The 23,239-nt window shown below is 60.1% G+C and carries 18 protein-coding genes; 16 read left to right on the top strand and 2 right to left on the bottom strand.

The genetic code is table 11. The annotated features are described in order from the left end of the window. Genes hisH through coaA form a run of 5 tightly spaced genes read left to right on the top strand, consistent with a single transcriptional unit; the run spans position 1 to position 3,506 of the window. The gene (gene hisH / locus PIB16_RS10865; RefSeq protein WP_031233376.1) at positions 1 to 651 is read left to right on the top strand and encodes an imidazole glycerol phosphate synthase subunit HisH; all 651 of its coding nucleotides are present in this window, start codon (positions 1 to 3) and stop codon (positions 649 to 651) included. A gap of 1 nt (position 652) precedes the next feature. Next, positions 653 to 1,396: a 1-(5-phosphoribosyl)-5-[(5-phosphoribosylamino)methylideneamino]imidazole-4-carboxamide isomerase gene (gene hisA / locus PIB16_RS10860; RefSeq protein ID WP_125146990.1), complete on the top strand. Its 744-nt coding sequence runs from the start codon at positions 653 to 655 to the stop codon at positions 1,394 to 1,396. Next, positions 1,393 to 2,169: an imidazole glycerol phosphate synthase subunit HisF gene (gene hisF, locus PIB16_RS10855; RefSeq protein WP_271045610.1), complete on the top strand. Its 777-nt coding sequence runs from the start codon at positions 1,393 to 1,395 to the stop codon at positions 2,167 to 2,169. Before hisA ends, hisF begins: the two co-directional genes overlap by 4 nt. A 15-nt stretch (positions 2,170 to 2,184) precedes the next feature. Next, on the top strand, positions 2,185 to 2,508 hold the full coding sequence (locus PIB16_RS10850; protein WP_020808715.1) for a phosphoribosyl-ATP diphosphatase: 324 nt from the start codon (positions 2,185 to 2,187) through the stop codon (positions 2,506 to 2,508). Further along, positions 2,505 to 3,506 carry a type I pantothenate kinase gene (gene coaA, locus PIB16_RS10845; protein WP_174036646.1) on the top strand — a complete coding sequence of 334 codons (1,002 nt, stop codon included), beginning with the start codon at positions 2,505 to 2,507 and terminating at the stop codon, positions 3,504 to 3,506. Before PIB16_RS10850 ends, coaA begins: the two co-directional genes overlap by 4 nt. An 18-nt stretch (positions 3,507 to 3,524) precedes the next feature. On the opposite strand, the gene arfB is transcribed toward coaA, so the two are convergent. Both arfB and PIB16_RS10835 read right to left on the bottom strand, forming a co-directional pair. Continuing rightward, positions 3,525 to 3,959 carry an alternative ribosome rescue aminoacyl-tRNA hydrolase ArfB gene (gene arfB / locus PIB16_RS10840; protein WP_078052254.1) on the bottom strand — a complete coding sequence of 145 codons (435 nt, stop codon included), beginning with the start codon at positions 3,957 to 3,959 and terminating at the stop codon, positions 3,525 to 3,527. Positions 3,960 to 4,070: 111 nt separating this feature from the next. After that, a complete protein-coding gene (locus PIB16_RS10835) occupies positions 4,071 to 5,681 on the bottom strand; it encodes a phosphoenolpyruvate carboxykinase (protein WP_035222020.1) in 1,611 nt (536 codons plus the stop codon). A gap of 339 nt (positions 5,682 to 6,020) precedes the next feature. Between PIB16_RS10835 and chvI the strand changes: the two genes are divergently transcribed. The 11 genes from chvI (at position 6,021) to addA (ending at position 23,174) form a co-directional block, all read left to right on the top strand. Next, complete coding sequence (chvI, locus tag PIB16_RS10830; protein WP_003505377.1) at positions 6,021 to 6,746, top strand: two-component system response regulator ChvI; 726 nt, start codon at positions 6,021 to 6,023, stop codon at positions 6,744 to 6,746. 58 nt (positions 6,747 to 6,804) lie between these two features. Next, positions 6,805 to 8,595 carry a two-component system sensor histidine kinase ChvG gene (chvG, locus tag PIB16_RS10825; RefSeq protein ID WP_078052255.1) on the top strand — a complete coding sequence of 597 codons (1,791 nt, stop codon included), beginning with the start codon at positions 6,805 to 6,807 and terminating at the stop codon, positions 8,593 to 8,595. Next, the gene (locus PIB16_RS10820) at positions 8,585 to 9,049 is read left to right on the top strand and encodes an HPr kinase/phosphorylase (RefSeq protein ID WP_065656804.1); all 465 of its coding nucleotides are present in this window, start codon (positions 8,585 to 8,587) and stop codon (positions 9,047 to 9,049) included. The genes chvG and PIB16_RS10820 overlap by 11 nt, the downstream gene beginning before the upstream one ends. Positions 9,050 to 9,174: 125 nt before the next feature. Beyond that, positions 9,175 to 9,576, top strand: coding sequence for a PTS sugar transporter subunit IIA (locus PIB16_RS10815; protein ID WP_003505374.1), 402 nt, complete (start codon positions 9,175 to 9,177; stop codon positions 9,574 to 9,576). An 11-nt stretch (positions 9,577 to 9,587) separates the two neighbouring features. After that, entirely contained in the window at positions 9,588 to 9,863 is a 276-nt protein-coding gene (locus PIB16_RS10810; RefSeq protein WP_003521181.1) for an HPr family phosphocarrier protein, read from the top strand. A gap of 128 nt (positions 9,864 to 9,991) precedes the next feature. After that, positions 9,992 to 11,392, top strand: a complete 1,401-nt coding sequence (gene ahcY, locus PIB16_RS10805) for an adenosylhomocysteinase (RefSeq protein WP_078052256.1) — start codon at positions 9,992 to 9,994, stop codon at positions 11,390 to 11,392. Between the two features lie 208 nt (positions 11,393 to 11,600). Beyond that, positions 11,601 to 14,183, top strand: coding sequence for a sensor histidine kinase (locus tag PIB16_RS10800; RefSeq protein ID WP_065656805.1), 2,583 nt, complete (start codon positions 11,601 to 11,603; stop codon positions 14,181 to 14,183). Beyond that, on the top strand, positions 14,180 to 15,691 hold the full coding sequence (gene tsaE, locus PIB16_RS10795; protein ID WP_271045609.1) for a tRNA (adenosine(37)-N6)-threonylcarbamoyltransferase complex ATPase subunit type 1 TsaE: 1,512 nt from the start codon (positions 14,180 to 14,182) through the stop codon (positions 15,689 to 15,691). The genes PIB16_RS10800 and tsaE overlap by 4 nt, the downstream gene beginning before the upstream one ends. A 16-nt stretch (positions 15,692 to 15,707) precedes the next feature. After that, complete coding sequence (locus PIB16_RS10790) at positions 15,708 to 16,445, top strand: nucleotidyltransferase family protein (RefSeq protein ID WP_271045608.1); 738 nt, start codon at positions 15,708 to 15,710, stop codon at positions 16,443 to 16,445. After that, positions 16,442 to 19,627 (top strand): double-strand break repair protein AddB, encoded by a 3,186-nt coding sequence (addB, locus tag PIB16_RS10785; protein ID WP_271045607.1) that lies wholly within the window; start codon positions 16,442 to 16,444, stop codon positions 19,625 to 19,627. The genes PIB16_RS10790 and addB overlap by 4 nt, the downstream gene beginning before the upstream one ends. Then, positions 19,617 to 23,174, top strand: a complete 3,558-nt coding sequence (gene addA, locus PIB16_RS10780) for a double-strand break repair helicase AddA (protein WP_271045606.1) — start codon at positions 19,617 to 19,619, stop codon at positions 23,172 to 23,174. The genes addB and addA overlap by 11 nt, the downstream gene beginning before the upstream one ends. The last annotated feature ends 65 nt before the right edge of the window (positions 23,175 to 23,239 follow it).

The following is a 23,239-nucleotide window of genomic DNA, read 5'->3' as shown; positions in this document are numbered from 1 at the left end:
ATGCGTGTCGCGATCATCGACTACGGTTCGGGCAACCTGCGTTCGGCCACAAAAGCTTTCGAGCGTGCTGCCCGCGAAGCCGGCATCAATGCAACCATCGACCTGACCGACAAGCCGGATCATGTCGCCTCGGCGGATCGCATCGTTTTGCCGGGCGTCGGCGCCTATGCGGATTGCCGCGCCGGTCTCGACGCCGTTCCCGGCATGCATGACGCACTCATCGAAGCCGTGGAGAAAAAGGCCCATCCCTTCCTCGGCATTTGCGTCGGCATGCAGCTCATGTCCTCGCGCGGGCTGGAAAAGACTGTCAGCAAGGGCCTTGGCTGGATCGAAGGCGATGTCGTGGAAATGACGCCGTCCGATCCGAGCCTCAAGATTCCGCAGATCGGCTGGAACACTCTGGAAATCCGCCACGCCCACCCGCTGTTCGACGGCATCAAGACCGGTGCTGATGGGTTGCACGCCTATTTCGTGCATTCCTATCATCTGGCCGCCAAGCACTCGACCGATGTCATCGCCACCACCAATTACGGTGGCGCGATGACGGCTTTCGTCGGCCGCGACAATATGGCGGGTGCGCAGTTCCACCCGGAAAAAAGCCAGACGCTCGGCCTTGCCCTGATTTCCAATTTCCTGCGCTGGAAGCCCTGACATGATTCTTTTTCCCGCAATCGACCTTAAAGACGGCCAGTGCGTTCGCCTGAAACTCGGCGATATGGACCAGGCCACCGTTTATAACGAGAACCCCGGCGCACAGGCCAAGGCCTTCGAGGATCAGGGCTTCGAATGGCTGCATGTCGTTGATCTCAACGGCGCATTCGCCGGCCAGACCGTGAATGGCGAGGCAGTCGACGCCATTCTGAAAGCCACGAAAAACCCGGTACAGCTGGGTGGCGGCATCCGCACGCTCGATCATATCGAAGCGTGGCTGAGCCGTGGGCTTGCCCGTGTCATTCTCGGGACCGTTGCGGTGCGCGACCCGGTTCTGGTCATCGAAGCCTGCAAGCGTTTCCCCGGCCAGGTCGCCGTCGGCATCGATGCCAAGGGCGGCAAGGTCGCTGTTGAGGGCTGGGCGGAAGCGTCCGAACTCGGCGTCATCGAACTGGCCAAACGTTTCGAGGGTGCCGGCGTCGCCGCCATCGTCTATACCGATATCGATCGCGACGGCATTCTGGCCGGCATCAACTGGGCTTCGACGCTGGAACTGGCCGACGCCGTTTCCATCCCGGTCATTGCCTCCGGCGGTCTCGCCTCCATCGATGACATCAAGCGCATGTTGCAGCCAGATGCCGCAAAGCTCGAAGGCGCGATTTCCGGCCGCGCGCTTTACGACGGCCGTATCGACCCTGCTGAGGCGCTTGCCCTTATCAAGGCTGCAAAGGAGGTAAACGCATGACCCTCAAAGCCCGCGTTATTCCCTGCCTCGATGTGAAAGACGGCCGTGTCGTCAAGGGCGTGAACTTCGTCGATCTGATCGACGCAGGCGACCCGGTCGAGGCGGCGAAAGCCTATGATGCGGCAGGGGCGGACGAACTCTGCTTCCTGGACATTACCGCCTCCTCGGATAATCGCGACACGATCTTCGATGTCGTCTCGCGTACCGCCGATCATTGCTTCATGCCGCTGACCGTCGGTGGCGGGGTTCGCGCCGTCGCCGACATCCGCAAGCTGCTTCTGTGCGGGGCCGATAAGGTCTCGATCAATTCCGCAGCGGTCAAGGATCCCGACTTCGTGGCGCAGGCGGCCGACAAGTTCGGCAACCAGTGCATCGTCGTTTCCATCGACGCCAAGCGGGTTTCGAAGGATAAAGAAGAAGGCCGCTGGGAAATCTTCACCCATGGCGGACGCCAGCCCACCGGGATCGATGCCGTGGAATTCGCCATCAAGATGGTCGAACGCGGCGCCGGCGAATTGCTTGTTACCTCGATGGATCGCGACGGCACCAAGAGCGGATACGATATCGGCCTGACTCGCAGCATTGCCGATCAGGTTCGCGTGCCCGTTATCGCCTCAGGCGGCGTCGGCACGCTGGACGATCTGGTGGCGGGCGTGCGCGATGGCCACGCAACTGCGGTGCTCGCTGCCTCCATCTTCCACTTCGGCACCTATTCGATCGGGCAAGCCAAGACCTACATGGCGGAGCACGGCATCGCCATGCGTCTCGACTGATTGCAGGAATTTCCCATGAGCGCATTTTCCCTTTCCGATCTGGAGCGCATCGTCGCGACCCGTGCCGCTGCCTCCCCTGACGAATCCTGGACGGCCAAGCTGGTTGCTGCCGGCCAGGAGCGTGCGGCGAAAAAACTCGGCGAAGAAGCGGTCGAAGCCGTTATCGCGGCCATCGCGAAAGATCGCGACGGGCTGAAGAACGAGGCGGCCGATCTGCTCTACCATCTGCTGGTGGTGCTGAAGATCGCAGATATTCCGTTGGACGACGTTTTTGCCGAGCTGGAGCGTCGTACGGGGCAAACCGGCCTTGCGGAAAAAGCGGCGAGGCCGACATCATGAATGTCGAGGCAGGCAGCGGGGAGAGAGGCATGCCGAGCACACTCGATCATTTCCGACCGGATGAATATTCGCCCTACCACTTCTTCAGTTCGGAAGAATGGTCGAAGTTTCGTGCCGATACACCACTGACGCTTTCCGCCGACGAGGTCAAACGGCTGCGCTCGCTGGACGACCCGATCGATCTGGACGAGGTGCGGCGCATTTACCTGTCATTGTCGCGCCTCCTGTCATCGCATGTTGAGGCGTCGCAGCTGCTGTTCGAACAGCGCAACCGCTTCCTCAACATGGCGGATGTCAACAAGACGCCTTTCGTGATCGGCATTGCCGGTTCCGTGGCGGTTGGAAAATCGACGACGGCGCGTATCCTGAAGGAGCTTCTGGCGCGCTGGCCCTCCAGCCCCAAGGTCGATCTCATCACGACAGACGGATTTCTTTATCCGAATGAGGTTCTGCGGCGGGAAAACCTGATGGAGCGCAAGGGCTTTCCCGAAAGCTACGATATCGGCGCGCTCCTGCGTTTCCTGTCGGCGATCAAGGCGGGCCAGCCGAATGTAAAAGCGCCGCGTTATTCGCACCTGACCTACGACGTTCTGCCGAACGAGTTCACTGTCATCGACCAGCCCGATATTCTCATCTTCGAAGGCATCAACGTGCTGCAATCGCGCGATTTGCCGGCGGGTGGACGGATCGTGCCGATCGTTTCCGACTTCTTCGATTTCTCGATCTATATCGATGCCGATGAGGGCCTTATTCACAACTGGTATGTGAACCGGTTCATGAATCTGAGAAAAACCGCCTTCCGCGATCCCAGTTCGTTCTTCAACCGTTATGCCTCGATCAGTGAAGAAGCGGCGTTGAGCATTGCCGAAGGGCTCTGGCAGAACATCAACCTGAAGAACCTGCGGCAGAACATCGTGCCGACGCGCCCGCGCGCCGATCTTATTCTACGCAAAGGCAGGAACCATCTGATCGACACCGTTGCGCTTCGTAAGCTCTGAAAATCAAGCACCTTCGGATTAGTCGCCGGAGGGCTTGCCGCGCATCTTCTTGATATCCGAACGGCCGGACTTTGCCTTCAGACGACGCTCGACCGAGCCTTTTGTCGGCTTGGTGGCCTTGCGAACCGGTGGCGGCGGAGCCGCCGCCTCCAGGATCAACTCCTTAAGCCGCTCGCGTGCATCTTCGCGATTGCGCTCCTGGCTGCGAAACCGGCTTGCCTCGATCATCAGCACGCCGTCTTTCGACACACGCCTGCCACCCAGACGCAGCGCATTGGCCTTCACCCGGTCCGAAAGCGATGGCGAATTGGCAATGTCGAAAAACAGCTGAACCGCCGTCGAGACCTTGTTGACGTTCTGGCCGCCCGGCCCGCCGGCCAGCACGAATTGCTCCGTCAGCTCCCAGCCGGCGATGGTGATACGGTTGCTGATGTAAAGCGGGTCGCTGGCCATGATCTTTCTCCGCGCCGGTGATGCCATAGATCGGCAGGAATGGAAACAGCAGGCCAAACGAAAGAACCCGGCACAAGGCCGGGTCCCCTCCTCCTCACAAATGAGGCTTTATTATTCAGCCGCGAGCAAAAGGCCCGGGGCTGCATCGCGAACCTTGCTGTCGACGTGATCTTCGAACTTGGTGAAGTTCGTGACGAACATGGAGACCAGCTTCTTTGCCTGCGCGTCATAAGCTGCGCCGTCGGCCCAGGTCGAACGCGGATCGAGGATCGCGCTGTCGACGCCATCCAGCGACAGCGGCACGGCGAAACCGAAATTCGCGTCGGTGCGGAATTCCGCATTCTTCAGGTCGCCGGTCAGTGCGGCGGTCAAAAGCGCGCGGGTCGCCTTGATGGGCATGCGCTTGCCGATGCCGTAAGCACCGCCGGTCCAGCCGGTATTGACCAGCCAGCAATCCACACCATGCTTACCGATCAGTTCGCGCAGCAGGTTTCCGTATTCCGCTGGGTGGCGCGGCATGAAGGGTGCGCCGAAGCAGGTGGAGAAGGTCGCTTCCGGCTCGGTCACGCCCTTTTCCGTACCGGCAACCTTTGCGGTGTAACCGGAGAGGAAGTGGTACATGGCCTGTTCCGGCGTCAGCCGGGCAATCGGCGGCAGCACGCCGAAGGCATCCGCCGTGAGCATGATGATCGTCTTCGGATGGCCGGCAATGCCCGTTTCCGATGCATTCGGAATGAAGTGCAGCGGATAGGCGCTGCGGGTATTTTCCGTCAGCGAGTTGTCGTTGAAATCGGGAACGCGGTTTTCGTCCAGCACGACGTTCTCGAGAACCGTGCCGAAACGGCGGGTCGCGGCGTAGATTTCCGGCTCGGCTTCGGCCGAAAGCTTGATCGCCTTGGCATAGCAGCCACCTTCGAAGTTGAAGATGCCGTGCTCGCCCCAGCCATGTTCGTCATCGCCGATCAGCGTGCGCGAAGGATCGGCAGACAGCGTGGTTTTGCCAGTGCCGGAGAGGCCGAAGAACACAGCGGAATCACCCTGCGGACCGACATTGGCGGAGCAATGCATGGGCATGACGCCCTTGGCCGGCAGCAGGTAGTTAAGCACCGTGAAGACCGACTTCTTGTTTTCGCCGGCATAGGACGTGCCGCCGATGAGGACGAGGCCGTTGGTCAGATCGCAGGCGATGACGGTTTCCGAACGCACACCGTGACGGGCCGGATCGGCCTTGAAGCTCGGCAGGTTGATGATGGTGAGCTTCTGTTTGAAACCCGCCAGTTTTTCCCGCTTCGGACGGATCAGCAGATTGCGGATGAACAGCGAGTGCCAGGCAAGTTCGGTGACGACGCGTGTCGGCAGAGCATTTTCCTCATCGGCACCGCCGATCAGATCCTGCACGTAAAGCGTCTTGCCGGCGGCATGGGCCAGCATGTCCTTGCGCAGCAGCTCGAAATTTTCCGGCGAAAGCGGCTTGTTGTTGTCCCACCAGATGGTGTTCTCGGTGGACGCATCGCGGACGACGAATTTGTCCTTCGGAGAACGGCCCGTGTGCTGGCCGGTGACGGCGCGCAACGCGCCATCGATGGTCAGTTCGGCCTCGCCATTGCGGATCGCCTCTTCGTATAATTCGCTCTCGTTGAGGTTATAAAAGACGCGGGAGGCCTCGCCCAGTCCGAGTTCCGCAACTCCATTGGCAGGATTATGAACCCCAAGCTCGTTCATGACGCGTTCCTTGTTAATGACGATAAGGACGTTGAAATTTCCTCGGAAAATACGTGGCAGCTTTTGGAAACGCAAGAGCATAACTTTAAAAAACTTAGTGATTTCAATATATTAATCGATTTAAAAGATTTTATTTCTTTTTAAATCGGTTGAAGACGCATTAAAATCCAGCTGCGGCCTTTTCGCAAAATCCGCTCCCGCCTAGGCGGCGATTTCGGAGCGAGTTTTCCTTTGCCACAATTTGTTCCACCTTTATACTCAAGAGAGTGGCTCGCGGCGCGCAACCTTGGCTGGGTGAATGTCGGGAGTTACGAGAAAATGACGATGGAGACCAACTACATGCAGACGATCGCGCTTGTCGACGATGACCGGAATATTCTGACTTCGGTATCGATCGCGCTCGAAGCCGAAGGCTACCGGGTCGAAACGTATACGGACGGCGCTTCCGCGCTTGACGGGTTGATCGCCCGTCCGCCGCAGCTCGCCATTTTCGATATTAAGATGCCACGCATGGACGGCATGGAGCTTTTGCGGCGCCTTCGCCAGAAGTCGGACCTGCCGGTCATCTTCCTCACCTCCAAGGATGAAGAGATCGACGAATTGTTCGGCCTGAAGATGGGTGCGGACGACTTCATCACGAAACCCTTCTCGCAGCGCCTTCTGGTGGAACGCGTCAAGGCCATCCTGCGCCGCGCCAGCAGCCGCGAGGCGTCCGCCGCAACCGGCAGCGTGCTGAAGCCGACCGCCGATCAGCAGGCGCGCACACTGGAGCGGGGGCAGCTCGCCATGGACCAGGAACGCCACACCTGCACCTGGAAGGGTGAGCCGGTGACGCTGACGGTCACCGAATTCCTCATCCTGCATTCGCTGGCGCAGCGGCCGGGCGTGGTGAAAAGCCGCGACGCGCTGATGGATGCCGCCTATGACGAACAGGTCTATGTGGACGACCGCACCATCGACAGCCATATCAAGCGCCTTCGCAAGAAGTTCAAACTGGTCGATGGCGACTTCGATATGATTGAAACGCTTTATGGCGTAGGATATCGCTTCCGCGAAGCGGCTTGAAGAAGCCGACTCGCGCAGAAGGGACCACCCAATATGGGGGTGGTGAGGACTTGAATACGTGTTGAAGAAAACGCCGGAAACCGTCTCGGACAGCGACGATGCCGAAGAACGCGGCAGCGAACGCCGCCATCGTATCCATCCGCTGACGATCATCCGGCGCATTTTCGGCAATGCGGTGTTTTCCAGCCTCACGCGCCGCATCCTGTTCTTCAACGTCGCAGCGACGGTGGTTCTGGTCGGCGGCATTCTGTATCTCAACCAGTTCCGTGAAGGGCTGATCGATGCGCGCGTGGAAAGCCTGTTGACGCAGGGCGAGATCATCGCCGGCGCCGTCTCCGCTTCCGCCTCGGTCGATACCAATTCGATCACCATCAATCCGGAAAAGCTGCTCGAATTGCAGGCGGGGCAGAGCATCACCCCTGCCCCCAATGATGAGGACCTGAGTTTCCCCATCAATCCTGAACGGGTGGCGCCGGTGCTGCGGCGGCTGATTTCGCCGACGCGTACCCGTGCACGGCTTTTCGATGCCGACGCCAATCTGCTGCTCGATTCCCGTCATCTTTATTCGCGCGGTCAGGTGCTGCGCTTCGATCTGCCGCCGGTAACGCCGGAGACGCAGACCTGGGGCGACTGGTTCACCAGCATGTTCAACCGCATGCTGCAGCCGAGCAGCCTGCCGCAATATAAGGAAGCGCCTGGCGGCGACGGCTCGATCTATCCCGAAGTGATGAATGCGTTGACCGGTGTGCGCGGCGCGGTCGTGCGCGTCACCGAAAAGGGCGAGCTGATCGTTTCAGTCGCCGTGCCGGTGCAACGCTTCCGGGCGGTGCTCGGCGTTCTGCTGCTCTCAACGCAGGCGGGCGATATCGACAAGATCGTGCATGCCGAGCGCCTCGCCATCATGCGTGTCTTCGGCATCGCCACGCTGGTCAATATCGTGCTGTCGCTGCTCCTGTCCTCGACCATCGCCACGCCGCTGCGGCGGCTTTCCGCTGCCGCAATCCGCGTGCGCCGCGGGGCGAGAACCCGCGAGGAAATACCGGATTTCTCGGCGCGCCAGGATGAGATCGGCAATCTTTCGATTGCACTGCGTGAAATGACGACGGCGCTTTACGACCGTATCGACGCCATCGAAAGCTTCGCCGCCGATGTCAGCCATGAACTCAAGAACCCGCTGACCTCGCTGCGCAGCGCCGTGGAAACCCTGCCGCGCGCCAAGACCGAAGAGTCGAAACAGCGCCTGACCGAAATCATCTTCCACGATGTGCGCCGCCTCGACCGCCTGATCAGCGACATTTCGGATGCCTCGCGGCTCGACGCCGAACTGGCGCGCGCCGACGCCTCGCCGCTCGATCTGGATGTGCTGATGAAGGGTCTGGTGGATATATCCCGCCAGATAAGCACCAAGAAGAAAAGCGTGACGATAGACTATGTCGTCGACCGGAAAGCGGGCGCGAAAACCTCATTCGTGGTGAATGGCCACGACCTGCGTATCGGCCAGATCGTCACCAACCTCATCGAGAATGCGCGCTCCTTCGTTACCGAGGAAAGCGGTCGCATCACCGTGCGCCTTTCCCGTCACAAGGATCGCTGTATCGTGCAGGTGGAGGACAACGGGCCCGGCATTCAGGCCGAAGACATCGACCGGATTTTCGAGCGCTTCTACACCGACCGGCCGGCGAGCGAAGGGTTCGGACAGAATTCCGGCCTTGGCCTTTCGATCAGCCGCCAGATCGCCGAAGCCCATGGCGGCAGTTTGCGGGCGGAAAACGTGGTCGACAAATATGGCGTGATTTCCGGCGCGCGCTTCACCCTGTCGCTGCCGGCGGCCGAAACTCATGAACGCTGAACGCTTCAACCTGCACGCCACCGCCATCACCGTTCAAGACACCGGCATCCTTTTCGTCGGGCCGTCGGGCAGCGGCAAAAGCGAGCTTGCCTTCAGCTTCCTGACGGAGGCAGAACGCTGCGGATTGCCGGCGGCGCTGATCGCGGACGATCAGATTTTCGTGTATCGCGATGGCGACAACATCATTGCCGAGCGGCCGGAAGCAATCGCCGACCTGCTGGAATTGCGCGGTAGCGGTATTGTTTCCGTCAAAAGCATTGCGCGCGCTCCACTACATTTTGCGGTCACGACAGTCCTTTCAGGGACGAATCCAAGACTTCCCGAAGATGACGAGGTGTTTTCCCTGCCCTGCGGCGGGCACATCAGGCTTCTGCGCATTCCGCTTTCCAGTCTTACGCCCTATGGAAAATTTGCTGCACTTGCTCAGAATCTTTTTGAAACGAATGTGAAGTGACGATGATTCGGGCGATTTTAGGCTTGCGATTCCCATTTTCCTCATCAAGATGAAATCCCACCGATGGACAGGATTGCCGCGTTGCGATAGTCGGCAATGAGAGTGCGTGTGCAAGGGAGCATTTCATGATCGGACTAGTGCTTGTCACCCATGGCAAGCTGGCTGAGGAGTTTCGCCATGCGTTGGAGCATGTCGTCGGTCCCCAGAAATTGATCGAGACGGTCTGTATCGGTCCCGAAGACGACATGGATCAGCGCCGGCAGGATATCATCGACGCCGTTGCGCGCGCCAATGACGGCAATGGCGTGATCATCCTGACGGACATGTTCGGCGGCACGCCTTCCAATCTCGCGATTTCCGTCATGAATAACGGCAACGTCGAAGTCATCGCAGGGGTCAATCTTCCCATGCTGATCAAGCTTGCAGGCGTTCGCAGCGAAGATAATATGGACAAGGCCCTTCAGGATGCATCCGATGCCGGCCGCAAATATATCAACGTCGCCAGCCGCGTTTTGAGCGGCAAGTGAGAAGTTAGCCCATGTCGCCATTCTCCCGGGAACTACCGATCATCAACAAACGCGGCCTTCACGCCCGGGCTTCTGCAAAATTCGTGCAGATGGTCGAAGGTTTTGACGCGACGATCACGGTTTCCAAGGATGGCATGACCGTTGGCGGCACCTCCATCATGGGCCTGATGATGCTGGCGGCAAGCCCCGGCTGCAGCGTTTATGTCGAGGCAAGCGGCAATCAGGCGAAAGAAGCGCTGGAAGCACTGGAGGCGCTTGTCGCCGACCGCTTCGGCGAAGAAGCCTGAGCCGGAACCATATAAAGACATAAAGACTTCTTTATATCATCATTGCCAGATCGTTCGTGGCCTGCTAAACCGCTGCTACGTTTAAGAGCCGGACCGCAAGGTGCGGCGTTTCTGATCTGGAGAACTTCATGAGCCTTGAGAAGGACTACATCGTCGCCGATATCAACCTTGCCGCATTCGGCCGCAAGGAACTGGACATCGCCGAAACCGAAATGCCGGGCCTGATGTCCTGCCGCAAGGAATTCGGCGAAAGCAAGCCGCTGAAGGGCGCACGCATCACTGGCTCTCTTCACATGACGATCCAGACCGGCGTTCTGATCGAAACACTGAAGGAACTCGGCGCGGACATCCGTTGGGCGTCCTGCAACATTTTCTCGACGCAGGATCATGCAGCGGCCGCCATTGCTGCAGCCGGCATTCCGGTATTCGCCGTTAAGGGTGAAACCCTGACGGAATATTGGGAATATACCGACAAGATCTTCCAGTGGGCCGATGGCGGCCTCTCCAACATGATCCTCGACGATGGCGGCGACGCCACCATGTACATCTTGCTCGGCGCACGCGCCGAAGCCGGTGAGGATGTTCTGTCCAACCCCGGTTCGGAAGAAGAGGAAATTCTCTTCGCGCAGATCAACAAGCGCCTCAAGGCTTCGCCTGGCTGGTTCACCAAGCAGCGCGACGCACTGAAGGGCGTCACGGAAGAAACGACGACCGGCGTTCACCGTCTTTACGATCTCAGCAAGAAGGGCCTGCTGCCCTTCCCGGCGATCAACGTCAATGACAGCGTCACCAAGTCGAAGTTCGACAACAAATACGGCTGCAAGGAATCGCTGGTGGACGGCATTCGCCGCGCAACCGACGTGATGATGGCCGGCAAGGTTGCCGTGGTCTGCGGTTACGGCGATGTGGGCAAGGGTTCGGCGGCATCGCTGCAGGGCGCCGGCGCCCGCGTGAAGGTCACCGAAATCGATCCGATCTGCGCGCTTCAGGCCGCCATGGACGGTTTCGAGGTCGTTCGTCTGGAGGACGTGGTTTCCTCCGCCGATATCTTCATCACCACCACCGGCAACAAGGACGTGATCCGCATCGAGCATATGCGCGAGATGAAGGACATGGCCATCGTCGGCAATATCGGCCATTTCGACAACGAGATTCAGGTCGCATCGCTGCGTAACCTGAAGTGGACGAACATCAAGCCGCAGGTCGACATGATCGAGTTCCCGAAGGGCAACCGCATCATTCTTCTGTCCGAAGGCCGCCTGCTGAACCTCGGCAACGCCACCGGTCATCCCTCCTTCGTCATGTCGGCCTCCTTCACCAACCAGGTGCTGGGCCAGATCGAGCTCTTCACCAAGCAGGGCGAATACAAGAACGAAGTTTACGTGCTTCCCAAGCACCTCGACGAGAAGGTTGCGCGCCTTCATCTTGAGAAGCTTGGTGTGCGCCTGACCGAACTTTCCGACCTTCAGGCAGATTATATCGGCATCTCGAAGGAAGGTCCGTTCAAGGCCGAACACTACAGATATTAATTTCATAGTTAATATCCACGGAAATTACACAATATCTAGATGCCGTGCGCTTGACAAAGCGCGCGGCATCTTTTTTGCGCGCTCCCTTTTCGCAGATTTATGAAGGCGGTATTGTCATCAGACTTGATTCGGACACGCCAAAGGGCGGCGGGGACGAAATGGGATGTCTTGTCGAAGATGCGGCACATAGGACGGAGACAGACCGGGGATGTCGGTTCAAAATTCGGATCTGCGCAAGCAGACAGTTCAACGCGTTGAAAACACGCAAGCGGGCGTGGCATTGAGCGCGGCTCTTGCGCGTTGCCGGCAGGTTGTCAGTGCGGTTCAGACAGGCTTTGCGAGGCTTCCTGTCCTGCTTTCGGGCACGGTTCTCGCCGGCTCGACAACCGTTGTGATGGCCCAGGACGGGCTTGTGGCAAAGACCGGCGCGCGATTGTTCTCGTCCGGAGAAACCATTACCTATTCGCTTTTCGTCGGCATGCTTTCAGCAACGCTATTTTCCGTCGTCTGGCTGGTGCGCCAGCGCGGTAATATCGAGGCGGAAAGCAGCGAATACCGACAGGCGCTTGCCCAGTCCCACCACAAGATCGCGAAATACGAGGCGTTGATTTCCGACAAGAGCCGCCGCATCGTCATCTGGGATGGCGCGGACAAGCGGCCCGAATTTCTGGGACAGCTGCCGGCCGAGACGGGTGTGCCGCAGGCGGATCACGATTTTCTGGCCTTTGGCCGCTGGCTGAAGCCGGCATCCGCAAGCCAGCTTGAAAAATCCATCGAAAAACTCCGCAGCCATGCCCAGAGTTTCGACCTGACCATCGAGACGCAGCGCGGTGAAGTCATCGAAGTGCAGGGCCGGGTTTCCGGGGGCAATGCCTTTGCGCGTTTCATCGCGCTCAACAATCTGCGCGCCGAACTCGCGGAATTGCAGGTGGAGCGCGAGCGCCTGATCGCTTCCGTCTCGACCTTTCAGGAACTTCTCGATTCCATTGAGCAGCCAGTCTGGCGGCGCAATGGCGAAGGCGACCTCATCTGGGTCAACCACGCCTATGCCCAGGCGGTGGATGCCCGTGACACCGAACAGGCCGTTCATGAAAAACGCGAACTGCTGAACACGGTTACCCGGCAGAAGATACGCGCGGCCGCGACACCGGAATCGCCCTATCACGACCGTATTTCGACGGTGGTTTCCGGAAACCGCACCTTCTTTGACGTTGTCGACATCAAGACGGCGGGTGGGTCCGCCGGCATCGCCATCGATGCCACCGAGGCCGAGACCATCGGCGAGGAACTCAAGCGGGTTCTGAAGAGCCACGCCGAAACGCTCGATCATCTGGCAACGCCTGTCGCCATTTTCGACGGCCGGCAGCGGCTGCAATTCTACAATCAGGCTTTTGCGGCTCTCTGGGGTCTCGATCTCGTTTTCCTCGAATCCAGCCCTGACAATTCCGAGCTTCTGGACAGGCTGCGCACCGCCGGCAAATTGCCGGAGCAGCTGAACTGGAAGAACTGGAAGGAGACGGCGCTTTCCGTCTATCGTTCGCTGGACACCAAGACCGATCTCTGGCACCTGCCGAACGGCCAGACCCTGCGGGTCATCGCCACTGCCCATCCGCAGGGCGGCGCGACCTGGGTTTTCGAGAACCTGACCGAGCAGGTCGATCTGCAGATGCGCTACAACACGCTTGTAAAGGTGCAGGGCGAAACCATCGACCATCTGGCCGAAGGTGTGGCCGTGTTCGGTGCCGATGGGCGCATTCGCCTGTCCAACCCGGCATTCCGGGCGCTCTGGGGCGTGACCGCGGAACAGGCTGAGACCGGCACCCATATCCGCGCCATCGAAACCGCCTGCACGCAATCCTATGACAGGCCGGACGGCTGGCGTGCTTTCAGCCAGTTCATCACCAGCTTCGACGATGAGCGGCCGTCGCGGCAGGGCACACTGGAACTGCTTTCCGGCCTCGTGCTCGACTACGCCATCATTCCGCTGCCGGATGCGCAGACCATGCTGACCTTCGTCAACATGACCGACAGCGTGCGGGCCGAGCGGGCGCTTAAGGAAAAGAACGATGCGCTTCTGAAGGCCGACGAGCTTAAGAACGATTTCGTGCAGCATGTTTCCTACGAGCTGCGCTCACCGCTGACGAATATCATCGGCTTCACCGATCTCCTCAAGACACCCGGCATCGGCCAATTGACGGAACGGCAGGCGGAATATCTCGACCATATTTCCACCTCATCCTCGGTGCTCCTGACCATCGTCAACGATATTCTCGATCTCGCGACCGTCGATGCCGGCATCATGCAGCTCAATTATTCGGAAAACGATCTGAACGAATTGCTTGAAGACGTTTCGGTGCAGATCGCCGACCGGCTGCAGGAGAGCGGAATTTCGCTCGAGATCGTTGCACCCGCCCATCTCGGCAGTCTGGTGGCCGATCATCAGCGGCTGAAGCAGATTCTCATCAAGCTCCTGACCAATGCTATCAATTTCGCACCCGAAGGTTCCTCCGTGCAGCTTTCCTGCCAGCGCAGCGAAGGCGACTTCGTGTTCTCGGTCGCGGATAAGGGTCCGGGCATTCCTGAGGACATGCTGAAGAGCGTGTTCGACCGCTTCGCGACGCGCGGCAATGGCGGGCGGCGAACCGGTGCGGGGCTTGGTCTTTCCATCGTCGAAAGCTTCGTCAGCCTGCATCATGGCACGGTCAGCATCGACAGCCGGCCCGGCAACGGCACCATCGTCACCTGCCGCATTCCTTCCGGCACACGGCCGCATTCCATCGCCGCAGAATGAGCGAAGACATCTTGCCCATCACCATTCCCCTTGCGGGAGAAAAGGACACCATCAGGCTCGGTGAAGACCTTGCGCTGGCTTTGAAACCCGGCGATTGTCTGGCCCTGATCGGCGATCTCGGCGCCGGCAAATCGACGCTTGCCCGCGCCTTCATCCGGGCAATGGCGGACGAGCCGGATCTTGAAGTTCCAAGCCCTACCTTCACGATCGTCCAGACCTATGCCGCCCGCATTCCAGTCGCCCATCTCGATCTCTACCGGCTTTCGGATGTTTCGGAACTGGACGAACTCGGCATCGATGAGATGCTGGAGGATGGCATCTGCCTGATCGAGTGGCCGGATATGGCCGTCGAAATCCTGCCGCCGGAGCAGACCGTCACGCTCCGGCTGACGCATTCCGGCGAAGGGCGGCTCGCCTCCATCGAGGCTCCGGCAAAGCTGAAAGCACGACTTGAACGGGTTTTCGCCATCCGCGCGTTTCTCGCAAAAAATGGCAAGGGCGACGCGGCCCGGCGTTTTCTGAGCGGTGACGCCTCAACACGCGCCTATGAGACCGTTTCCACTGACGGCCCGGACCTTATCCTTATGGATTGGCGCCGTCCCCTCAAGGGTGCAATCATTGCGGATGGCAAGACCTACGCGGAAATCGCCCACCTTGCCCAGGACGCCCGCTCCTTCGTTGCGATCGGCAACTATCTTCGAAACAACGGCCTTTGCGCCCCTGAGATTCTGGCGGCGGATATCGATCAGGGTATTCTATTGCTGGAGGATCTGGGGCGGGATGGCGTACTTGCGCCTGACGGAACGCCTATGGAGGACCGCTATCTCCAAAGCGTCGCCTGCCTTGCCGCACTCCATCGGGCCCCGCGACCTGGCCTGCTGCCGGTGGGTGACGGCAGCGCCTATGAGGTTCCCCCGTTCGACCGTCAGGCGATGAAAATTGAAGTCTCGTTGCTGGTGGAGTGGTATCTGCCCTACAAACGCGGCACACCGCTCTCCGATGACGAGAAGAACGACTATTACGCCCTGTGGGACAGGCTGATCGACGCGCTCGCTGGCTGCGAAACCGGCCTTCTGCTGCGCGATTTCCATTCGCCAAATATTCTGTGGCAGGCGCAGAATAACGGCATCCGGCAGGTCGGCCTGATCGATTATCAGGACGCGATGATCGGCCCGAGCGCTTACGATCTTGCCTCCATCGTGCAGGACGCCCGTGTCACCATCTCACCCGAATTGCAAGCGCGCCTGCTTTCGCACTATCTCGACAGCAGGAGAAGCGCGCCCTCTTTCGATGAGGCTCTTTTCCTCAAGGCTTTCGCCATCATGTCGGCGCAACGCAACTGCAAGCTCGCCGGTATCTGGGTGAGGCTGTTGGAACGGGACGGAAAACCCGGTTATATGAAACATATGCCGAGGACGTTCCGCTATCTCAGTGCAGCGGTTTCGCATCCGGAACTCGCACCGCTCAAAGACTGGTGCCTGCGCATGGGCATGGAATTCGACGACTGAAAGACGGTTGACCACGATGACGATTAAAAATGCGATGGTGCTGGCCGCCGGGCTTGGCACGCGGATGCGCCCGATCACGGATACGATACCGAAGCCGCTCGTCCAGATCGCGGGCAAGCCGATGATCGATTATGCGCTCGACGCGCTTGTCGAAGCCGGTGCGGAAACCATTGTCGTCAATGTGCACCACCACGCGGAACAGATGGTTACCCATCTTGAGCAGCGCACCGACGCCGAAATCCTGATTTCCGACGAGCGGACGCAACTGATGAATTCCGGCGGCGGTCTCGCCAAGGGCCTGAAGCTTCTTGAACCCGGCCCGGTCTTCGTCATGAATGCCGATCTCTTCTGGATTGGCGAGCAGCTGAATGCGGTCAGCAACCTGCGCAAGCTTGCGCAATTCTTCGACCCGACCCAAATGGACATGGCGCTGCTCTGCGTCGACATGGACCGCACCACCGGGCACAATGGCAAGCGGGATTTCAACCTCTCCGCCGATGGAAAACTGACGCGGTATCGCGATGGCGATCCGAACCCCGTGGTTTATGCCGGAGCCATTGCCATGGATTCGCGGCTGCTGGACGATGCGCCGGCGGATGCCTTCAACCTCAATATCTATTTCGACCGCGCCATTGAAAGAGACCGGCTTTTCGGGCTTTCTCTGGACGGCCACTGGATCACCGTCGGAACGCCGGATGCGATAGAAGATGCTGAAAGCATCATCCGCCAGTTCAGGGAAAAACGCTCTGCATGACGCTCACCCACCACGCAAAGCGCGTTCTGACGATCGCTGCGGGAACGCCGTTCCTCAAGACGCTCGCGGAAACGCTGTGTGACGGGACACTGACAGCCGGCTATAAATACGACCCGGCCGATCCGCTCTCGCTTGCCAAGGTGACGATCTACGTGCCGACGCGGCGCTCCGCCCGTGTGCTGCGCTCCGAATTCGTCGATCTTCTGGGCGGCCGGTCCGCCATTCTGCCGCTGATCCGCCCCTTGGGCGAAACGGATGACGACAGCGGCTTTTTCGAGATCGAAAATCCTGAAATCATGGATCTGGCGCCGCCGATTTCCGGCACCGGCCGACTGATCGAGCTGGCGCGTCTTATTCTCGCCTGGCGCAACAGCCTGCCGGACGCCATCCGGGCGATTCACTCGGATTCGCCGCTTGTCGCCCCCGCCAGCCCCGCAGACGCCATATGGCTGGCGCGTGCGCTTGGCGAGGTGATCGATGCAATGGATACGGAAGAAAAGGACTGGGAAGCGCTTCAGCATCTCGATACTGGCGATCACGCCCAATGGTGGCAACTGACGGCGGATTTCCTGCGCATCGCCAGCGTCTTCTGGCCGGCGCGGCTTGCCGAACTCAACCGTTCCTCGGCCGGCCGGCATCGCAACGCCATCCTGCGGGCGGAAGCGAACCGGCTTGCCAATTTGCCGGATACGGGACCGATCATCGTCGCCGGGTCGACGGGTTCCATTCCTGCCGCAGCCGATCTCATCGCCGCTGTTGCGGCCCTGCCCCAGGGCACCGTCGTACTTCCGGGCCTAGATCTTGCCATGCCGGAGGAGCAATGGGAGGCAATCGCCGAGGACCCTACCGATCCTTCGAGCCGCACCCACTCGCAATATGGGCTTTATATGCTGTTGCAGAAGCTCGGCATCCTGCGCGACGACGTGGTTCAGATCGGCGCCATCGATGGCGATCTGGAAAAGCGCGCAGCCGTGTTTTCGGCCGCACTCGCGCCAGCCAAATCCACCAGCGGCTGGAATCGCTGGCGCGAGGACAGGCAACCCGGCTTTTTCGACGACGCCTTCGCAACGGCCACGCTGATAGAAGCTGCCAATGAGCGCGAGGAGGCAACAGCCATCGCGGTGGCTTTGCGGCTTGCGCTTGAAGCGCCTGGCGCTGGGCGTCCGTCGCAGGCAGCGCTGATAACACCGGACCGCGGGCTGGCTCGGCGCGTGGCAACGGAGTTGCAGCGCTTCGGCATCGAAGCCGACGACTCGGCCGGTACGCCGCTTTCCGCCACCCCACAAGCGGGGCTGACGCAACTGGCGCTGGAAGCGATCCTGAGGCCCGGCGACCCGGTGCCGATCATTTCCCTTCTGAAACATCCGCTTAGTCGCTTCGGGCTTTCCGATGAAGCTTTCGCGAAAGCCTCCAAAGCGCTGGAGCTGATCGCGCTGCGCGGCGGCCGTGTGGAGGCCGAAATCGGCAATCTGGAAGCGGTTCTGGAGGCGCAGCTTCTGGCGCAGCGCGATGACCGGCACCCGCCGGCCTGGCGGCTGGCGCTGCCGGAGACGAGCGCGGAGGCCGCGCGCGACCTGGCACGGCGGGTTGCCGTTGCGACCGAGCCGCTCGGTTCCGCCTTTGTCCGCAAAGATCGATCCGGCCGTGCCTTCACCGATAAATTGCCGCTGTCCGTTTGGGCGGAGCGGACGGGCCGCGTGATCGAAGCCATCTGCGCGGATGAAAACAGCGATCTTGCCGCGCTCTGGTCCGGTGAAGCGGGAGACAAGCTTTCCGAGCTGTTCGGCGAGCTGATGGAAAGCGGCGAAATCCTCGATGCGGATGGACCGCAATGGATCGATATTTTTGCGGCACTGGTAGCCGGTGAATCGATCAAGCCAAGATCGATGCGTCATCCGCGCATTTTCATCTTCGGCGCGCTTGAGGCACGGCTGCAAAGCGTCGATACCGTTGTCATCGGTGGTCTCAATGAAGGGCTCTGGCCGGGGCAGACGGCGAATAATCCATTCCTGTCCCGCACCATGAAGACCGCCATTGGCCTCGAACCGCCTGAACGGCGTATCGGTCAGCTTGCGCATGATTTCGAGATGGCAAATGGCACCCGACAGATTTTTTACACCCGCGCGCTGAGGCAGGGCTCAACGCCCGCTGTCGCCTCACGCTGGCTGCAGCGTCTTCTCGCGTTGGGCGGCGAGGATTTTGCCGATAGACTGAGGAAGCGCGGCGAGACCTATCGCCATTGGGCGGGATTGATGGACAAAAGCATCGATCAGGAAGCGGCAAAGCGCCCTGCGCCGAAACCACCAGCCGCGTTGCAGCCGACGCGCTATTCCTTCAGCGAAGTGGGCCGCCTGCGCCGCGATCCCTATTCGATCTATGCGCGGCGCATCCTGAAGCTGGACCCGCTCGACCCCTTCAATCGCGATCCGAACGCCGCAGATCGCGGCACGCTCTATCACGCGATCATCGAGCGCTATTCCCGTGAGGGACATGTTCCCGGAACACCGGCCTCGCTTTCGGCCATGCAGCGCATTCTCGACGAATGTTTCGATGCGGAAAACCTGCCTCCCCATGTGGATGTCATCTGGCGGCCGCGTTTTGCAGCGGTAGCGCGCGCATTTATCGACTGGGAAAAAGAACGTCATCCATCCATTCGCCACAGCTTCTACGAGGCTCGCGCCGGGCAGGAAATCGTCGAGGCGGGCATAAGGCTGACGGGGATCGCCGACCGCATCGACATCAAGACAAACGGTCAGGCGGATATTATCGACTACAAGACGGGGCTTACGCCTTCCGTCAATCAGGCGCGCGCGCTGCTCGACCCGCAGCTTGCGCTGGAGGCAGCGGCACTGATGCGCGGCGCCTTCCGCGAAGCCGGTTCGCCCGCACCTGAAAACCTGATCTATGTTCGCCTGCGGCCTGGCGAGCGTTTTTTTGCCGATCAGGTCAATAACGAACATTCCAGCCGAAGCGGCAAAAGACCGCCGAAATCGGCGATTGAGCTCGCGACGGAATCGATCGAACAGCTCACCAAATTCGTTCATTCCCTGCGTGACGGCGAAAACGGCTTCGCCTCCCGCCTTGTGCCGGAAGAGCAACAATCCTATGGCGGGGAATATGACCACCTCGCCCGCGTTTCGGAATGGTCGACGGCAGAACCGGGAGACGGCGATGACGATTGATCCCTTCGATGCCGGCCCCGCCGCCGACACGCCTGAAAGCTGGATCGACTGGACCAGCGCCCGGCAGCGGCTTGCCTCCGATCCCGCAAGCTCTGCATGGGTGTCGGCCAATGCCGGCTCCGGCAAGACCCATGTTCTGACCCAACGCGTCATCCGCCTGCTACTGGCCGGATGTCGACCTTCGGCGATTTTGTGCCTTACCTATACCAAGGCCGCGGCGTCGGAAATGTCCAGCCGCGTCTTCGACCGTCTGGCGGAATGGGCTACTTTGCCGGATTCCGACCTCAAGGACCGCATCGCCACCATCGAAGGCAAGGCGCCGGATCGCATCAAGCTTGCCGAAGCGCGCAGGCTGTTTGCCAAGGCGCTGGAAACGCCGGGCGGGTTGAAAATCCAGACGATCCACGCCTTCTGCGAGGCGTTGCTGCATCAGTTCCCGCTGGAAGCCAATGTCGCCGGCCATTTCTCCGTTCTTGACGACCGCGCCGCAACCACGCTGCTCGCCGAAGCACGCCGTTCGCTTCTAACGGCGGTTTCGACGGAGCGGGACGCGGAGCTGGCGCAATCGCTCGCTTATGTGCTCGATCTCGCCGACGAAAGCGGACTGGAATCGCTGCTTTCGGCCATCATCGCCAATCGCAGCGCCCTTCGCGCCTTTCTTCTGGACGCCAAACAGTCGGGCGGCATCGATGCACGGTTGCGGCAGGCGATGCAGATCGCAGATGGGGAAACCGAAGAAACCGCAGCGGCAACTTTCTGGCCTCTGCCCGGCCTCTCAGGCCTTGCGCTCGATACGTATCTCGCCCTTGCCGACGAGGTGGGTGGATCACGCGTCATCGATGTCGCTTATGCGCTCAGGGAGGCAAAACGACAGCCGGACCCCGTGCGGCGCATGGAATTCATCGAAGCGGCGCTGCTGACAGCCAAGGGTGAAAAGAAATCGGATGCCTATGTCATCAACAAGGGCATGCAGAAATCCGCCCCCGAACTTCTCGATGCGCTGACGCTGGCACGGGACCATGTCGTTTCCTGCCGCAACCGATATCGTCTGGTGCGGATGCTGGCGGCGACAAAATGCGCCCTTGTGCTGGCCGAAAGGCTGATCGGCGATTTCGAAGACCTGAAGAAACAGCGAAGCCAACTCGATTTCGAAGACCTGATCGAGCGTGCGGCCAACCTTCTCAACCGCGATACGGCCGGCGCCTGGGTGCACTACAAGCTGGATCAGGGCATCGACCATATTCTCGTCGATGAGGCGCAGGATACCAGCCCGGTGCAATGGTCGATCATCCAGTCGCTGGCGGCGGATTTCTTCACCGGCGAGAGCGCCCGCCTGGGGCGGCGCACGCTTTTTGCCGTGGGCGATGAAAAACAGTCGATCTATTCATTCCAGGGCGCGCGGCCGGAACGGTTTTCGCAGGAGCGCGAAGAAACCAAAAAGCGCGTCGATTCCGTCGATCAGGCCTTCCACCGTATCCGCCTGCCGCTTTCTTTCCGGTCCACGGAGGATGTTCTGGCCGCCGTCGATCAGGTCTTTTCAGACCCGAATAACGCCAGCGGCCTCAGTGCCGATAACGAGCCGGTGGAGCACCGATCCAACCGTGCCGGCCATCCCGGCACCGTGGAGGTGTGGGACATGGTGGCGCCGGAAACCGCCGAAGACGAAGAGGATTGGACAGCGCCCTTCGATGCGCTGCGGGAAAGCGCGCCGGCCACCATCGTCGCCGGCCGGATCGCCGCGCGCATCGCCAATATGATCGGAAGCGAGACCATCATCGAAAACGGCGTCGAGCGCGCCGTGGAGGCCGGCGACATTCTGGTTCTCGTCAGAAAACGCCATGCCTTTGTCAATGCGCTGACGCGCGAGCTGAAACGACGCAAGAACATCCCCGTTGCCGGCGCCGACCGCCTTCGCCTGACCGACCACATTGCCGTGCAGGACCTTCTGGCGCTCGGACATTTCGCGGTCCTGCCCGAAGACGATCTTTCGCTCGCCGCACTGTTGAAGAGCCCGCTCTTCAACCTGACCGAAGATGACGTTTTCAACATCGCCGCCATGCGATCGGAAACGGAGAGCGTCTGGAAACGGCTGCAAATCCTTTCGCAGGAAGAGAATAGTCATCTTTTCACCGTTACCGCCAAGCTGGAAGGCTTCATCGCGCTTTCGAAAACGGCCACGGTGCATGATTTCTTTGCAGCGGTCCTCACCCTGCATGACGGACGCAAGAAATTCCTGGGCCGGCTTGGCAATGAGGCGAGCGACGTTCTGGATGAGTTCCTGTCCTTTGCGCTGGACCACGAAAGGACAGGTCTGCCCGGCCTTCAGGCCTTTCTCTCCGTTCTGGAAACCGATTCACCGGAAGTGAAACGCGAGCAGGACAAGGACCGTGGCGAAGTACGTATCATGACCGTGCACGCCTCCAAGGGCCTTGAGGCGCCGGTCGTTTTTGTCGTCGATGGCGGTTCGAAGGCCTTCAATCACAGCCATGTGCCGAAACTGCGCTTTGTCGAAGCGGGTGAGGACGCCTTCCCCGTCTGGCTGCCCGGCAGCGGCTTTTCCAACCATCTCATTCGCTCGGACGAAGAACGGCTGAAGACGGCCGCCGAAGACGAATATCGACGGCTGCTTTATGTGGCGATGACGCGCGCCGCCGATCACCTCGTCGTCTGCGGTTATCGCGGCCAGAAGGAAAACCCCGAATGCTGGCATGCCATCGTCAAGGCGGCGCTTGCCAACAATGAAGACCACTGCAAGCCGCAGCTTTTCACGGCCGATGGCGAGGAATGGCAAGGGCTTGTCTGGCGTAAATCCGAGGCTCGCGCGACATCTCTCCCGCAAAGGCTGCCGGAAAAGCAACAGGACGAAGAATATACTCTTCCGGCCGGGCTGCTTGCCCCCCTGCCTGCCCTGCCTTCCTTGCCAAGGCCGCTCAGCCCCTCCGGTGCAGGCACCATCATTGATGACGGTGCGGATGATCTTGCCGTGCGTTCGCCGCTTTTCGGCGAGAAGGCCGATGTCTCTTCGCTGGCGCTGCAGCGTGGCCGGCTGGTGCATCGCATGTTGCAGGCACTGCCGGATTTTGCCGAGACGGAGCGGGAAGAGGCTGCCCGCCGCTATGCGGAGCGAGCGGCCCGTTTCTGGCCTACGGCCGAACGCGAGCATTTGATCCGGGCGGTTCTGCGGGTCATCTCCGAACCGGCGGTGCAACCGGCCTTTTCCGCCAACAGCCGCGCGGAAATCTCCATCATGGGCACGATGACGATCGGCCGGCAGCACTATGCCGTCTCCGGCCGTGTCGACCGGCTGGCGGTGGACGGTGATCGCGTTATTCTGGTAGACTACAAGACGAACCGGGTTCCGCCGCGTACGGCACGCGAGATACCTTTCTCCCACACCGCGCAGCTTGCCATCTATCGCGAAATTCTTGCACCGCTCTATCCCGGCAAGGAATTCGTCTGCGCGCTGATCTATACGGAAAATGCCGCTTTTGTGCGGGTTGACGATGATGCAATGGCGGAGGCTCTTGCCGCAATAAAGACAAAGTGAGATACCGGGGCATTGAAATTCCGACGCGCCCGCATCACATCGATAGCGGAAAAGTTTAGCTGAAA

Source organism: Agrobacterium sp. ST15.13.015, assembly GCF_027871645.1.
Lineage (GTDB): Bacteria > Pseudomonadota > Alphaproteobacteria > Rhizobiales > Rhizobiaceae > Agrobacterium > Agrobacterium leguminum.
Note: the sequence above shows the minus strand (reverse complement) of the source record. Positions and strands in the feature narration are given on the sequence as shown.

What these genes read in the sequence shown, in the direction of transcription:
- addB (WP_271045607.1), top strand. Translation starts at nt 16,442, where the DNA reads ATGACGCTCACCCACCACGCAAAGCGCGTTCTGACGATCGCTGCGGGA.
- chvI (WP_003505377.1), top strand. Translation starts at nt 6,021, where the DNA reads ATGCAGACGATCGCGCTTGTCGACGATGACCGGAATATTCTGACTTCG.
- PIB16_RS10800 (WP_065656805.1), top strand. Translation starts at nt 11,601, where the DNA reads ATGTCGGTTCAAAATTCGGATCTGCGCAAGCAGACAGTTCAACGCGTT.
- tsaE (WP_271045609.1), top strand. Translation starts at nt 14,180, where the DNA reads ATGAGCGAAGACATCTTGCCCATCACCATTCCCCTTGCGGGAGAAAAG.
- PIB16_RS10850 (WP_020808715.1), top strand. Translation starts at nt 2,185, where the DNA reads ATGAGCGCATTTTCCCTTTCCGATCTGGAGCGCATCGTCGCGACCCGT.
- PIB16_RS10810 (WP_003521181.1), top strand. Translation starts at nt 9,588, where the DNA reads ATGTCGCCATTCTCCCGGGAACTACCGATCATCAACAAACGCGGCCTT.
- hisH (WP_031233376.1), top strand. Translation starts at nt 1, where the DNA reads ATGCGTGTCGCGATCATCGACTACGGTTCGGGCAACCTGCGTTCGGCC.
- PIB16_RS10835 (WP_035222020.1), bottom strand. Translation starts at nt 5,681, where the DNA reads ATGAACGAGCTTGGGGTTCATAATCCTGCCAATGGAGTTGCGGAACTC.
- coaA (WP_174036646.1), top strand. Translation starts at nt 2,505, where the DNA reads ATGAATGTCGAGGCAGGCAGCGGGGAGAGAGGCATGCCGAGCACACTC.
- PIB16_RS10820 (WP_065656804.1), top strand. Translation starts at nt 8,585, where the DNA reads ATGAACGCTGAACGCTTCAACCTGCACGCCACCGCCATCACCGTTCAA.
- hisA (WP_125146990.1), top strand. Translation starts at nt 653, where the DNA reads ATGATTCTTTTTCCCGCAATCGACCTTAAAGACGGCCAGTGCGTTCGC.
- PIB16_RS10815 (WP_003505374.1), top strand. Translation starts at nt 9,175, where the DNA reads ATGATCGGACTAGTGCTTGTCACCCATGGCAAGCTGGCTGAGGAGTTT.
- ahcY (WP_078052256.1), top strand. Translation starts at nt 9,992, where the DNA reads ATGAGCCTTGAGAAGGACTACATCGTCGCCGATATCAACCTTGCCGCA.
- hisF (WP_271045610.1), top strand. Translation starts at nt 1,393, where the DNA reads ATGACCCTCAAAGCCCGCGTTATTCCCTGCCTCGATGTGAAAGACGGC.
- PIB16_RS10790 (WP_271045608.1), top strand. Translation starts at nt 15,708, where the DNA reads ATGACGATTAAAAATGCGATGGTGCTGGCCGCCGGGCTTGGCACGCGG.
- addA (WP_271045606.1), top strand. Translation starts at nt 19,617, where the DNA reads ATGACGATTGATCCCTTCGATGCCGGCCCCGCCGCCGACACGCCTGAA.
- arfB (WP_078052254.1), bottom strand. Translation starts at nt 3,959, where the DNA reads ATGGCCAGCGACCCGCTTTACATCAGCAACCGTATCACCATCGCCGGC.